This is a genomic window from Glaciecola sp. HA4-3 (genome assembly GCF_055693685.1).
Genome location: NZ_CM146340.1, coordinates 2,766,155 through 2,779,034 on the forward strand (window position 1 = coordinate 2,766,155; position 12,880 = coordinate 2,779,034).

A 12,880-nucleotide genomic window follows, 5' to 3' on the forward strand; every position below is an offset into this window, starting at 1 on the left:
GTAAACAAGCTGAGTAACTTTATTCATTTTCGTCATGGTAATTGAAAAGACTTATCTTGGATTAATTTGTTTCAAAGGTTTCCCTAACCTTTCCCATATGTTGTGTGTTTGCCCGAATAGTTTTATTCGGGCTTTTTTTATTCATCTATATTGAGCTTTTGTAGATCGGCTTCAAACACATCAGGAAACAAGGTCATCGCTTCCTCATCTGGATTAGGAAAAACAGCGACCGTAATATCATCTTCTAACAAACCTGGGGTCCACCTAGCAATCCAATCTTTGAGTAAAATCGACTTTGCCTGACAATGCTGCCATTCACCCGAAACCCAATACTGAGCAAAGGTTTTGCTAGGCCAAATAGGCACATAGTCTTCTTGGTCATCGTTCAACATCATGCAACCATGCTCATCACTTAATATCCATATTTCTTTTGATTGACTAATTTGTTCTAGGAGATATTGATATCGTTTAGCCGGGCTAAGCATCAGTATTTTAGTGTGTTCTGGTGACATTTTTAATCCATATTTGGCGATTGACTAGCGAGACACGCCAGCATTTGCTATTTTGGCAATTAATATCATTTTGTAAAGACTAATTTATGCACCTTGTTACTAAAAATGTACTTTTCACTATATGTTTAATGATGACGGCGTTTTTGTCAGCCTGTGCCAGTCATCATGCCCAAAGTCCCTCGGTATACAAACCAACTGAGTCGGCAATGTTTGACGTCGATAGTGCAATCGAATTAGCCAAACAAAACAATAAACTACTATTACTCGTACTTGGCGCACAGTGGTGTCACGATAGTAGAGGTCTTGCTGCTAATTTTGCGAAACCAGAGATGTCTAGCATTCTTGAGGAACATTATGAGGTCTTGTATGTCGACGTCGGTTATTTTAATGACTTACGTGATATTACAAATCGTTTTGGACAAGCTCACTATTTTGCCACTCCGACTGTAATGGTCATTGAACCACATTCTCAAGCTCTACTTAACCGTAATAGCATGCACATTTGGGGGGCTGCAGATAGTATTGAATATACTAAATATACTCGTTATTTTGAGGAATATGCAAAACTTGATGCAAGCAAATACATTGATGATCAAAACGTGTCACAAGCGCATAAAGAATCAATTGATTTGTTCGCGCGAAAACAAGCTCAACGCTTAATGATTGCTTATCAACAACTCATTCCACAGATGAAACAAGGCAGTAATAGCGAAGAGTTTTATCAAAAATGGACACAAGTCAGAGATTTCAGATTTGCCTTACAAAAAGATATTCAAGCTCTCTACCAACAAGCACATGATAATGAATCAGCGAAACTCGCCTTTCCAGAATATCCGATGTTTGATTGGGAGTAGTTTTGCTTGTGACAAACGCATTTTAAGTCTAGGCTAAAGTCAATAACTAACAAGGACTATATACTGATGATAAAAATCCATCGTTTCACCGCACTTATTATGATTATACTGAGTGTATCTATCAGCCAACTTAGCTATGCTGATAGCCACGCAAATGGAACCAAGGAAAAACAAAAGTCAGTCTTAGTAACGGGAGCAAGTACAGGCATCGGTCGGCATCTTGCTGAAACACTGGCAAGTGCTGGATACCATGTATATGCCGGCGCTAGAAAAGATAGTGACCTTGCGCAACTTAATGCCATCGACAATATCACCTCAGTACGTTTAGATGTCACCAAACAAGATCAAATAGACGCTGTGTTAGCACTTATCCAAGAAAGTGGCACTGGTTTATATGCCTTGGTTAATAATGCGGGTATTGGTGATGGTGGGACGGTTATAGATACCCCAATCGATAATCAATCATTTGTTTATGAAGTAAATGTCGAAGGCGTCTATCGAATAACTCAAGCATTTGCACCGCTAGTAATTGAATCAAAAGGGCGTATCGCTACGACCGGCTCAATCGCGGGCACACTAGCATGGGCTGGTGGCAGTGCTTATAGCGGCAGCAAACATTGGATTGAAGCATTTACTGACTCTCTTGCTGCTGAAATGTCACCCTTAGGTGTTTCGGTCAGTGTTATTCAACCTGGTAATTTCCAATCCTTTATTAGACGAAGTGCTGTATTGCGTAATCATGCTCGAATCGAAGATGCTGGTGGTGAAATAACACCTGAAATGATTGCACAATATAAAGCAACCGAAGAAAGAGAGTTATCCTATAAACTACCAGAGGCTGTGTCTGAAGCTTTCATGCATGCCCTATTTAGTGAAAAACCTTTATTGAGATATATGGTAGTGCCCAACGCTGATGAGCAAGCCATGACAATAAACACTAAAGTACAACAGTTGATTCAGTTAAATCAATGGGGTGAATACAGCTTCACTGAAGAAGAGCTAATTGACATGATAAAAGCAGCGATGAAAGAGTAAAAAACGCAGTCATAATCGTTATGCAAAAACCTTCATCCACAGTCGAATTTACGCGCCGCGGTGGCGCGAGTGAATCCAATCCAAGTAGATTGAGGCGTTGGGTGCTGTCAAAAGCGATGACCTATTTATTTAGTCAAACCCGAACAAATCGACGACATCGTAAAGCTGAAGCAAAACGACAGAAAGCTGGTGAAAAGCACTGTATTGAATATTTTCATCAAGTTGATGATGCATACAGTCATCTGGTCGCACAAGTGTTGCAATCATTAGCTCAGCGATATCAAATAACACTCATTTGTTATCTTGTCGAAGGAAGCTCAGATGATAACACACCAGAACCCGAGCTATTATTTAGATTGTCTCATGACGACGCGAGCAACATAGCCTCAGAATATGGCCTTGAGTTTCCTAAAGTCAAAGAAACTCTACCGCCTGAACTAATAAAACTAGCGACACGTATTTTGGCTGCGCAAGATTCAGATTCTTTTATCAAATGTGCAGCATCCGTCGGGAAGGCAATGTGGACAAGCAACAAGGAAGCTCTTCAAGCACTCGCTTTACAGTATGGTGTCGCTGGTGATGACGCAGCAGCAGACGTCATTAACAAAGGCATGACGCGTAGAGATAGCTTAAAGCATTACTGGGGCGCAATGTTGTATTATGCTAATGAGTGGTACTGGGGCCTTGACCGTTTGTATCATTTAGAGAAAAGACTTGCACGTTTAGGTCTGGATACTGCCGAACACCAAGATCTTTTAATCGACCGACCTTCTTTATATTCTGGCAATTTAAAAGACACCGGTACAATCACCCTAGAAATATATGCATCATTACGCAGTCCATACAGCGCTATATGTTTTGACCGGACTGTCGCACTGGCCAATCATACGGGCGTTAAATTAGTCCTTAAACCGGTTTTGCCAATGGTAATGCGTGGCGTCCCTGCGACTCTTGAGAAAGGCTTATACATTTTTATGGATACCGCCAGAGAGGCCCACGCTGCAGGGGTTGAATATGGTAATTTTTACGATCCGATAGGCGAGCCTGTACGCAAGGCCTACTCACTTTATCCATGGATCAAAGCACAGGGTAAAGAGATAGCATTCTTCTCAAGCTTTTTTAATTGCGTTTTTGCAAAAGGGATTAATACCAATAGTGCGGCAGGCTTAAAAACGGTTGTTGAGCAAGCAGGTCTTGATTGGCAAGAAGCTAAATTACACCTTAATGAACCGGGTTGGGAAAGCATGCTAGAAGAAAACAGATTAATCATGTATCAGCAAGGAATTTGGGGGGTACCCAGTTTTCGCATTTTAGATGAGCATGGCGAACAAATATTTGCTACATGGGGCCAAGACCGACTTTGGCTTATCGAAAGACAAATACAGCAATTATTGAGCGACAGGACCTAAACGATATAACAAAAAAAGCCCTCAATATGAGGGCTTTTTTAATTCTAACACACGCTAGCTTCTGCGTCTAAACACAGATACGGCTAGCAAGCCTAAGCCCATCATTGCAATTGTGCTTGGTGCAGAAACCTTGGCAACGGTAATGTTGTCGATTCCCCAACCATCATTAGTTGTCTTTGAAGTGTCCCCATTATTATCGAACACTAAAGATGCACCTAAAATTGCGACATCTGAAAACAAGCTTACATAAGCAATGTTTCCATTTGATAATGGACGATCCAACGCAATAGATTGCGTAGTATTATCGGTAAAGCGAAGTACTAAATGAGCACGGTTGTCATTAGCATCAACAATTTGGAAGCCTAAGCTATCAAAGCTGCTATCGAAGTTAACGAAATCCCAAGTAACTACTTGACCATCATTACTATCAAGCCAAAAATCACCTGTGCTTTTTGGAATATTACGACCGAATTCACCCGTTGCACTGCTTTCAATCATGAGATTGCCTGGTAATACTTCACCACGATCTTGTGCACTAAGGTGTTGTCATTGTAAATCTGCCAACAGCAGTATTGTAGACACTGTTAGTATCAACATATTTTTCTTGCTGAGACCCAGTGTAAACGCCGTTACCTGCGTCAAATCCGTTAAAGTCTTCAGTTACGTAACTAAATGAACCTGCAACAAAAGCCGCTTCTGCGCTGGCAGCATCTGCAGCACCGTATGCAACATTAACGTTAATAAGCGCAGCTTGCGCACTTGTAATTACAAAACTTGATGCAATCAACGCACCTGCTAATTTCTTAAACATGAGGAAATTTCTCCTTAAATACTACAAATTCCACTTATCTCAACTTTTGAATGCACAAATCGAGCCAACACTGCAAACCACTGTTCTTAATAGTATTTTTAAGACCATGGGCGACGTTAAAAACGGCGGATGTAAAAAAATCTGACACTTAATCTTGCAGAAGCTAATCCATAGTTATCACATGCGATGCAAACCTATCTTTAATAGATAGGCTAACATCACATGTTTGTTAGTAAGGACCGTTTATTTTTAGTAAGGACCGTTTATTTTGAAGGGTTAATAAAGTATTTTTCGCCGGTTTTCTTGGCATTATATTTTGCAATGACCTCAGGCTGCATTGCATCTAAAAGGCTAAGTTCTTCGGTAAATTCAAGAGCAAAGGTAGTATTAATCTCATCTGCGACTTTTTTGTGCATCGCTAGCACTTGCTTAACATCTAGTTTAGCTAAGAAACGCATTAGCAACCATCCACCAATCCCCCAAGTCATGCCGTATGCACGATTTAAAATAGTAGGTGAAAAGTCTAGACCGCCGTATATATAAACTTGTTTATTCTCGGCCGAGCCGTAAGTATTAAAACCTAGCGCCTCTTTACTTCCAACCGCTTCCATCGCACTAAGAATATCACTAACCAACGAACCTCCACCAATTGCATCAAATGCAAGCGTTGCTCCCGTTTCTTCTATTGCCAAATACAACTGTTTTTTAAAGTCCTCATCAGATGAATTAAGCACATGTTTTGCGCCTATAGACTTTAATAATTCAACTTGCTCTGGTTTTCTAACAATATTAACTAAATCAATACCCTCTTCTAGACAAATCTTATTTAACATTAAACCTAAACTCGACGCTGCGGCAGTGTGCACCAATGCGCTATGTCCTTCAAGACGCATGGTTTCCACCATGCTTAAGGCGGTCAAGGGGTTAACAAAAGAAGAAGCGGCTTGACGAGCTGTTGTTCCTTCGTTATGAACAATACATGCCTGTATAGGAACGCAACAATATTGATTATACGTAGCGCCAGACAATACGCCCACCATTTTGCCCATCAACGCTTGAGCCTGCGGGCTATCACCAGCAGCAACAACAACACCTGCTCCTTCATTGCCAATTGGCAACTTTTGATCCAAACGAGGTTTTATCCTAGCAGCCATTCCAGGAAATAGAGGTGCCGTAAGGCTTTGTGTACTAGCATCAAATTTAGCTTGATTCAAATCTGCAGGACCAAACATTGGCCACATGTCAGAAGGATTAATTGGCGCAGCTTCAATTTTTACTATAATTTCGTGGGCCTTAGGATTTGGTACGTCAAGTTGGTCTAATGTAAGCGTTAATTGTCCCTGCGAAGAAATGTGGGTAAAAAGTTGTTTACTTGTATTCATGGTATCACCTCGTTAGTCATTTTATGAATACAATCTAACACGCAAGTCCAAGGTGTAACACTCAAGTCTAGTTTTAAACGACTATCATCAAAATCCATATTGATTTTAGTCGATACATATTACATGTCAGTGCGCGTTAGTCCTCAATCACGCAGCTTTTAGCATATTCGGTAGCATCATTTAGGCTCCAATCTGATTTAGGTTTCTCTTCCATATATTTACACCATAGCTTAGTCCCACTTAGCGCAGAGCAAGCATTAATGGTAAAAATAGCGAACAATATAATAATTACTTTCGATAAATGAGATTTTGATGTGTCTTTCATAATTTTACTTCCTTTATTGAGTTAGTTTATGTTGGACAGTAACAACCTTTTGCGTCGGTATCTATCACACTATTGATGCCTTTGCTTGAGTCTAACTTGCCCCATGCTTTCAATTGCTCGTCAATTTTACCTGAACTACCAAAGCAACCCATTCCCCTTGAATAAGGCCCAAGATAGATAATATTGCCAGCGCTATCTAACGCTAATACTGCTGGAGTGGCAGGAATAAACGTTAATAGCTCTGCGCTATCTGTCGCATCGATGCGAAGGCTAGTAAAGTAATTTTCTTGCGCCCAATTATCCAGCTTTTCGATATGTTTTTGTGCCAAGTACTCGCAAAAACATCCGCCTTGAGTGATATGCAAAAGCGTACCGGCATATGCATCATTATTTTGATTTTGTGTTGCGTTTAAAAAAGGAGAAATTATTTGAAGTAAATCATCTTCAAAACTCAATCCCTGCAATTTAGATGATAAGGATAGCTTAGGGTCAAAGGCTCTACTCAAAGTAGTATTCGAGTAAAAAATGACCCCCGACGCTATTACAAACCATATGCACAATGTAGCCAACCATAACTTTGTATTCACATGTGTCCTACGCTATTTTGAATTGCCTAAGCTGTGTATCTAGTTCATCAGCAAGGCTTGAAAGCTCTTTAACGTCAGCTTTCAAATATTCAACTTGTGTACGTTCATTCTCAAAAAGCACCGTTAAATTCTGAGTTGATTCATTTACCGTGTCTGAAACCTTGGCTTGTTCGGTTGCTGCACCAGCCATATTGGTCACATTATCATTAACGCTTTGAATATTGGTAAACACGCTCACCATATTAGACGTTGCCGTTTCAGAAGACTCGACGGCCCTTTCCACTACATCAACACACTTATCCATATTACGCACCGAGTCATTTGCGCTTTGTGTTAACATGGCAGTAATGTGTTCGATTTCTTCTGCACTTTCTTTTGATTTTATCGCTAAATTTCTAACTTCATCAGCAACAACAGCAAATCCTCTGCCATGCTCACCCGCGCGAGCTGATTCGATAGCGGCGTTTAATGCCAACAGATTTGTTTGTTCTGCAACTGACTTTATTGATTGCATTACCGAGGAAATATTTTCACATTTTGTGCTTAAATCACCAATGGCCTAGGAGGTAGTTTGCAAGGTAGATTTTAATTCTCCAATATTTTCGCTACTACTTTCAATCGCAAGTTTTGTATCTTGAGTATTTTGCTTCGCCCCGTCAGCCATGCTGTTTGCATGTTGTGACAACTCTGCCACATCATGGATGCTTTGGGTAATATTCTGCATTGATTGGGATATTGCACTAACTTGCTGATTTTGATCAATCACAGTGCGGTCTAACTCACTTGAAGAATGACTGACCTTTTCGGCGATGCCTAACAAGGCATTGCCCACTGCACTTGATTGCGCTGCTAAGGATTTGACAGCTCTGAGCATCTTGGATAATGCTAGTAACTCCTGGTCATTAGGAATATTAGACTCTTTCAGATCTAAGGTGCCGTCATCCTTTACTATTTGACTAATATAGGTATTAACTTTTACCGCTATATTATGTGACCTAGCAGCGCCATGTGCCATTACAGATAAAACAGCACATACTAAAATGGCGAAAGCGGCATGAATAAGTAAAATAATAAACGATGGCGTTTGCGCTTCAAACACAACAACTCCTGCGCCCATATGTTGTGAGATAAAGCCTCCAATATGATGAACAGCAATCACCACAGTGCCTGTGACAATCACCTTCCAATCTCTAAAAAATGACAAAAAGGCCAACAAGACAAAGACTTGGAAGTGCATTTCGGTCATACCCATAGTCTGTTGAATGTGCAGCGCAGCCATCAACTGCGTACCAATGGCAATCGCATGATGGCTAATTACTGCACTAGGCTGACTAATCGCTAAAAATATTGGGAGTGAAATAATAAAAAGCCCAGCCACTATTCCCAACAACAAGGTCCCTGTGATATAGCCAATCACAATAGACATCATTAATTGAGCAATCAAAACCCACACAAATAGTTTCGATGATTCAGTGCTTAGATTGACCTGTTTTATTGAAGCTTGCATAACAAAACCTTTTAACATGAAAATATGATTTCTGTGTTAAAAGTATCGGCTTGCGCCTTATATTCTGTATATAAACCCATAGAAAAAACCCCTCACAATAAAAAATGGCGCCTAAACGCTTAATTTTCCTTTTATTATTTTTATCTAACACGCTGTCATGCATGTCCATGGCTAACGGGAATAACACAATATACAAAATGAATTTTTATATATTTTAATTGCATAAATATACATAAATAGCTAATATCTATTTCCACTAAGAGTTAGGTGTAAGTGTTAATTAATATCCGTATTTTATATTATATTTAATATGTTAGTAGCTTGTTAACAAAAATATCATCAGAGCCACGTGTGATATAAAAATTCATTATTGACTCAAAGGTTTTTTATGTGGCTAAAGTATCAACATTAAGTGATGAAATTGTGAAAAATGAAAGACTAAAAACATGTGTAATTGGTGCAAGTGGATACACCGGTGCAGAGCTCATTAAAATAATAATGCGCCACCCTAAACTTGATTTGAAAAGTTGCTACGTATCTGAAAATAGTGTCTATGCTAAACAACAAATTGACCATATCCACTCGCAGTTGCAAGCTATCTGTTCATTGACAGTGTTATCACTATCAAAAACACAATTGAGTAAACTTCAACACAATTACGATCTCATTTTTTTGGCAACGCCACACGAATTTAGTCATGACTCATTGCACCTAATGGCAAACGGCAACGCAAAAGTCGTAGATCTGTCTGGCGCTTTTCGTCTTTCTAATAGTGCTGTCTTTCACGAAAACTATGGGTTTGAACACCAATACACATCACTGCAAAAATCAATGGCTTATGGTCTAGCAGAGCATAATGAAGCCGCTATTAAATCATCACGGCATATTAGTGTGCCGGGCTGTTACCCAACCGCATCAATACTTGCCCTAAAACCACTTGTTCAAGCTAGTCTTTTAGTACCGCAAAGCTTGCCTGTCATTAACGCTGTTTCAGGCGTGAGTGGTGCGGGTAAAAAAGCATCTCAAACGACTAGCTTTTGTGAAGTCAGTCTTCAAGCATATGGCGTATTAAACCATAGGCATATGCCAGAAATAGAAGAGCATGCAAATACACCTGTAATTTTTACGCCTCACCTTGGGCCATTTAAACGAGGGATATTAGCCACAATCACAGCATTCACCTTACCTGGAATAGGCGCCGAAGATATCGAAAAGGTCTATGACAATGCTTATACCGATAAACCACTTGTGCGAATTAAACAAAACATGCCAAAACTTGATGACGTGGTATATACGCCGTTTTGTGATATCGGTTTTGCGTTTGATTCAGCCAAGCAATGCATAGTGATCACAAGTGCCATTGATAATCTTTTGAAAGGTGCATCATCACAAGCCGTACAATGCGCAAATATACAATTTGGTTTTGATGAAACTATGGGACTTTTGTAAATGAATCATGCACCAATTGTAATTAAAGTCGGCGGATCATTTTTTGATGTACTCGACCAACATACATCGCCTCTTACCGGGCCGGCTGCGCTGCTAAAAAGTATCGCCGCTTTGCACGCTATGAATAAGCCGGTGGTTTTAGTTCATGGCGGTGGCGCGCAAGTAATAGCGCAATTAGAACAATTAAACATAAATAGCACAAAACAAGACGGACTGAGGGTCACGCCTGACTCGCACATGCCCATTGTGACAGGTGTACTGGCGGGTCAACTTAATAAAAGACTTGTGGGCGAATGCACAAAGCATGGCATTAACGCCGCAGGTATTAGCCTGGCGGACGGCAATATGGCGATATGCACACAGCACCCACTAAACATAGGTGCTGTCGGCATACCAACAGCAAAAGATGCTGGAATTTTACAGGCGCTTATTGGCGCCAATATAGTGCCCTTGGTTTGCTCTATAGGCAAAGATCAACAAGGACGACTGTATAATGTAAATGCCGATCATGCTGCTATTTGTATTGCTGAATTATTAGATACTCAATTGTACTTTTTTGCAGATGTACCATAGGTGTACTTGATGCTAATCAGCAACTTATCCCAGAGCTATGTATCGACGATATTACACGTCTTATTGATGAGACTATCATCAGCGATGGCATGGCCGTAAAAGTAAACGCCGCCTATAAAGCTGCTTGCGCAATCAACAAAGGGGTCACAATTGCCAGTTGGGATGATGCGTGGCAACTACTGATAGACCAAAACGAGTGTGGCACACAAGTGCTACCTTACTAAGACTCTTAAGCAAAGGATATTTTATGCACCTTGATTTACTAAGCTTTGCTGATTGGCAAGCCAACGATGCCAGACAATTATTGGCATTTGCACTTGCTTTAAAATCAGACCCAAAGAAATTCGGAAAGCCTTTACAAGGGAAATCCATTGTAGCCTTATTTGAAAAACCATCTTTGCGAACCCGAGTCAGTTTTGATATTGGTATTCATAAATTAGGTGGTCATATGGTATATGTTGATAGCCAAGGAGAACCCTTAGTAAAGCGTGAAGATCCTGTAGATGTTGGCGCCAATATCAGTCAATGGGCCGATGGTATTGTCGCTAGAGTGTACTCACATCAAACACTAGTCCAGCTTGCAAAAGGAGCCGATGTACCGGTAATTAATGCCTTGTGTGACTTATATCATCCGTGCCAAGCATTGGCAGACTACATCACAATAAATGAAGCGTTAGGTGATATAAAAGGTAAAACGCTTGCTTATATAGGAGATGGAAACAATGTAACGCATTCATTGTTAATTTTAGGGGCCCTGCTAGGATGCAATCAAATTGTAGTCACGCCAAAAGGGCATGAGATTTCCGCAGACATTGCAAAGTTAGCTGCCCAACTTGCGCATACAAATAACACATCACTTACATTGACACATGATATTTTACAGATTGAGCGATGTGATATCGTTTATACCGATACTTGGCTTTCAATGGGTGACGACACACCACTTAGCCAAATACAAGATACGTTTGCACCTTACAAAGTTGACGAGCAATTAATGCAAGCAGTACAAGCCAAATATGTGATGCATTGCCAACCTGCTCATCGAGACTTAGAAATTAGCGGTACTTTAATGGATTCTGCGCAATCTTTATTAATGCAACAAGCAAATAACCGATTGCATGCACAAAATGCCATCATGTGCCATTTGCTTAGCGATATTGACATTTTTGAGTGAGCAATCATGCATTGCTTAACTACATTATATTTTTTATTAGGAAACAATTATGACTGACATCAACAAAGTCGTTTTGGCATACTCAGGCGGTTTAGACACAAGTGCCATCGTGCCATGGCTAAAAGAAAACTATCACTGTGAAGTAGTCGCATTTGCTGCAGATGTGGGTCAAGGCGCTGAAGAGCTTGATGGACTGGAAGAAAAAGCCATTGCATCTGGCGCAAGTGAATGCCATATAGTCGATTTAAAAAACGAATTTGTGAGTGATTTCATTTACCCAACGATTACCACCGGAGCGGTTTATGAAGACGATTATTTATTAGGTACCTCGATGGCAAGGCCAATTATCGCCAAAGCGCAGGTTGAGGTGGCTAGAAAAGTAGGTGCCGATGCATTAAGCCATGGCTGTACAGGTAAAGGCAATGATCAAGTTCGTTTTGAAGGCGCATTTTCTGCACTCGCGCCTGACCTTCGTGTCATCGCGCCATGGCGTGAGTGGGACATGGTCTCACGAGAAGATCTATTAGATTACCTAGCTAAACGTGATATTAAAACAAGTGCATCGGCCACAAAAATTTATAGTCGTGATGCAAATGCATGGCATATATCTCACGAAGGCGGTGAACTTGAAGATCCTTGGAATGCGCCAAGTAAGCATGTTTGGACAATGACCGTTGACCCAAAAGATGCGCCAGAGTTGGCTGAAAATGTATCTGTTCATTTTGATAAAGGTCGTTTAACACATGTTAACGGTCAATCGCTTAGTCCATATGATGCCTTAGTCAAGTTAAACGAAATTGCCAGTCGCCATGGTGTTGGCCGTATTGATATTGTAGAAAATAGACTTGTTGGTATGAAGTCACGAGGATGCTATGAGACACCTTGGTGGCACTCTAATGATGAAGGCCTATAAAGCGTTAGAATGCTTAGTGCTTGACAAGTCAGCTCTTAAATTTAGGGAACAAATTGGCCTTGAATACGCGCACGTTATGTATGATGGCCGCTATTTTACAGCGCTCAATGATGCATTACTTGCCAGTGCACAAAGCTTTGCACAATTGGTTACCGGTGAAATTGTGATTGAATTATACAAAGGGAACGCTAACGTCATTCAGCGCCAATCTCCCAACAGCCTATATAGTGAAGATTTTGCTACCTTTGGTGAGGATGATGTTTATGACCAATCTCATGCCGAGGGCTTTATTCGTTTATTTAGCTTATCTAGCCGTATTGCATATTTAAATAAACAACAAAATCGTTAA

General features: G+C 40.4%; 15 protein-coding genes and 1 pseudogene. 8 read left to right on the plus strand and 8 right to left on the minus strand.

The window, feature by feature from the left end:
* Positions 1–137: 137 nt before the first annotated feature.
* Positions 138–512: a DUF2750 domain-containing protein gene (locus ACZ1G6_RS13305; protein ID WP_472616724.1), complete on the minus strand. Its 375-nt coding sequence runs from the start codon at positions 510–512 to the stop codon at positions 138–140.
* A gap of 86 nt (positions 513–598) precedes the next feature.
* Here ACZ1G6_RS13305 and ACZ1G6_RS13310 point away from each other — a divergent pair, with 86 nt between their 5' ends.
* The 3 genes from ACZ1G6_RS13310 to ACZ1G6_RS13320 all read left to right on the plus strand — a co-directional run bounded on the left by ACZ1G6_RS13310 (position 599) and on the right by ACZ1G6_RS13320 (position 3,810).
* Complete coding sequence (locus tag ACZ1G6_RS13310; RefSeq protein WP_472616725.1) at positions 599–1,366, plus strand: thioredoxin family protein; 768 nt, start codon at positions 599–601, stop codon at positions 1,364–1,366.
* A 66-nt stretch (positions 1,367–1,432) separates the two neighbouring features.
* Positions 1,433–2,401, plus strand: coding sequence for an SDR family NAD(P)-dependent oxidoreductase (locus ACZ1G6_RS13315; protein WP_472616726.1), 969 nt, complete (start codon positions 1,433–1,435; stop codon positions 2,399–2,401).
* Between the two features lie 20 nt (positions 2,402–2,421).
* Positions 2,422–3,810, plus strand: coding sequence for a DsbA family protein (locus tag ACZ1G6_RS13320; protein ID WP_472616727.1), 1,389 nt, complete (start codon positions 2,422–2,424; stop codon positions 3,808–3,810).
* Positions 3,811–3,864: 54 nt separating this feature from the next.
* Here the strand turns inward: ACZ1G6_RS13320 and ACZ1G6_RS13325 are convergent, their stop codons facing one another.
* From ACZ1G6_RS13325 to ACZ1G6_RS13355, 7 genes are all read right to left on the minus strand, one after another.
* On the minus strand, positions 3,865–4,308 hold the full coding sequence (locus ACZ1G6_RS13325) for a PEP-CTERM sorting domain-containing protein (RefSeq protein WP_472616728.1): 444 nt from the start codon (positions 4,306–4,308) through the stop codon (positions 3,865–3,867).
* 37 nt (positions 4,309–4,345) lie between these two features.
* Positions 4,346–4,621, minus strand: coding sequence for a hypothetical protein (locus tag ACZ1G6_RS13330; RefSeq protein ID WP_472616729.1), 276 nt, complete (start codon positions 4,619–4,621; stop codon positions 4,346–4,348).
* Between the two features lie 263 nt (positions 4,622–4,884).
* On the minus strand, positions 4,885–6,003 hold the full coding sequence (locus tag ACZ1G6_RS13335) for a zinc-binding dehydrogenase (protein WP_472616730.1): 1,119 nt from the start codon (positions 6,001–6,003) through the stop codon (positions 4,885–4,887).
* Between the two features lie 136 nt (positions 6,004–6,139).
* Positions 6,140–6,328, minus strand: coding sequence for a DUF3012 domain-containing protein (locus tag ACZ1G6_RS13340; protein WP_472616731.1), 189 nt, complete (start codon positions 6,326–6,328; stop codon positions 6,140–6,142).
* 26 nt (positions 6,329–6,354) lie between these two features.
* A complete protein-coding gene (locus ACZ1G6_RS13345) occupies positions 6,355–6,834 on the minus strand; it encodes a DUF6436 domain-containing protein (protein ID WP_472616732.1) in 480 nt (159 codons plus the stop codon).
* Between the two features lie 88 nt (positions 6,835–6,922).
* Positions 6,923–7,471, minus strand: a complete 549-nt coding sequence (locus ACZ1G6_RS13350) for a methyl-accepting chemotaxis protein (protein ID WP_472618989.1) — start codon at positions 7,469–7,471, stop codon at positions 6,923–6,925.
* A 3-nt stretch (positions 7,472–7,474) separates the two neighbouring features.
* Complete coding sequence (locus tag ACZ1G6_RS13355) at positions 7,475–8,422, minus strand: methyl-accepting chemotaxis protein (RefSeq protein ID WP_472616733.1); 948 nt, start codon at positions 8,420–8,422, stop codon at positions 7,475–7,477.
* 390 nt (positions 8,423–8,812) lie between these two features.
* Between ACZ1G6_RS13355 and argC the strand changes: the two genes are divergently transcribed.
* The 5 genes and pseudogenes from argC (at position 8,813) to ACZ1G6_RS13380 (ending at position 12,880) form a co-directional block, all read left to right on the plus strand.
* The gene (gene argC, locus ACZ1G6_RS13360; RefSeq protein ID WP_472616734.1) at positions 8,813–9,871 is read left to right on the plus strand and encodes an N-acetyl-gamma-glutamyl-phosphate reductase; all 1,059 of its coding nucleotides are present in this window, start codon (positions 8,813–8,815) and stop codon (positions 9,869–9,871) included.
* On the plus strand, positions 9,872–10,444 hold the full coding sequence (gene argB, locus ACZ1G6_RS13365; protein ID WP_472616735.1) for an acetylglutamate kinase: 573 nt from the start codon (positions 9,872–9,874) through the stop codon (positions 10,442–10,444).
* A gap of 89 nt (positions 10,445–10,533) precedes the next feature.
* Positions 10,534–10,668: a hypothetical protein gene (locus ACZ1G6_RS13370; RefSeq protein ID WP_472616736.1), complete on the plus strand. Its 135-nt coding sequence runs from the start codon at positions 10,534–10,536 to the stop codon at positions 10,666–10,668.
* 23 nt (positions 10,669–10,691) lie between these two features.
* Positions 10,692–11,618, plus strand: coding sequence for an ornithine carbamoyltransferase (locus tag ACZ1G6_RS13375; protein WP_472616737.1), 927 nt, complete (start codon positions 10,692–10,694; stop codon positions 11,616–11,618).
* 49 nt (positions 11,619–11,667) lie between these two features.
* A pseudogene (locus tag ACZ1G6_RS13380) lies at positions 11,668–12,880 on the plus strand (argininosuccinate synthase).

Excerpts from the sequence above, each read along its gene's own strand:
- ACZ1G6_RS13340 (WP_472616731.1), bottom strand. The coding sequence starts at position 6,328 with ATGAAAGACACATCAAAATCTCATTTATCGAAAGTAATTATTATATTG.
- ACZ1G6_RS13330 (WP_472616729.1), bottom strand. The coding sequence starts at position 4,621 with ATGTTTAAGAAATTAGCAGGTGCGTTGATTGCATCAAGTTTTGTAATT.
- ACZ1G6_RS13320 (WP_472616727.1), top strand. The coding sequence starts at position 2,422 with ATGCAAAAACCTTCATCCACAGTCGAATTTACGCGCCGCGGTGGCGCG.
- ACZ1G6_RS13375 (WP_472616737.1), top strand. The coding sequence starts at position 10,692 with ATGCACCTTGATTTACTAAGCTTTGCTGATTGGCAAGCCAACGATGCC.
- argB (WP_472616735.1), top strand. The coding sequence starts at position 9,872 with ATGAATCATGCACCAATTGTAATTAAAGTCGGCGGATCATTTTTTGAT.
- ACZ1G6_RS13310 (WP_472616725.1), top strand. The coding sequence starts at position 599 with ATGCACCTTGTTACTAAAAATGTACTTTTCACTATATGTTTAATGATG.
- ACZ1G6_RS13315 (WP_472616726.1), top strand. The coding sequence starts at position 1,433 with ATGATAAAAATCCATCGTTTCACCGCACTTATTATGATTATACTGAGT.
- ACZ1G6_RS13355 (WP_472616733.1), bottom strand. The coding sequence starts at position 8,422 with ATGCAAGCTTCAATAAAACAGGTCAATCTAAGCACTGAATCATCGAAA.
- ACZ1G6_RS13305 (WP_472616724.1), bottom strand. The coding sequence starts at position 512 with ATGTCACCAGAACACACTAAAATACTGATGCTTAGCCCGGCTAAACGA.
- ACZ1G6_RS13370 (WP_472616736.1), top strand. The coding sequence starts at position 10,534 with ATGGCCGTAAAAGTAAACGCCGCCTATAAAGCTGCTTGCGCAATCAAC.
- ACZ1G6_RS13325 (WP_472616728.1), bottom strand. The coding sequence starts at position 4,308 with ATGATTGAAAGCAGTGCAACGGGTGAATTCGGTCGTAATATTCCAAAA.
- ACZ1G6_RS13335 (WP_472616730.1), bottom strand. The coding sequence starts at position 6,003 with ATGAATACAAGTAAACAACTTTTTACCCACATTTCTTCGCAGGGACAA.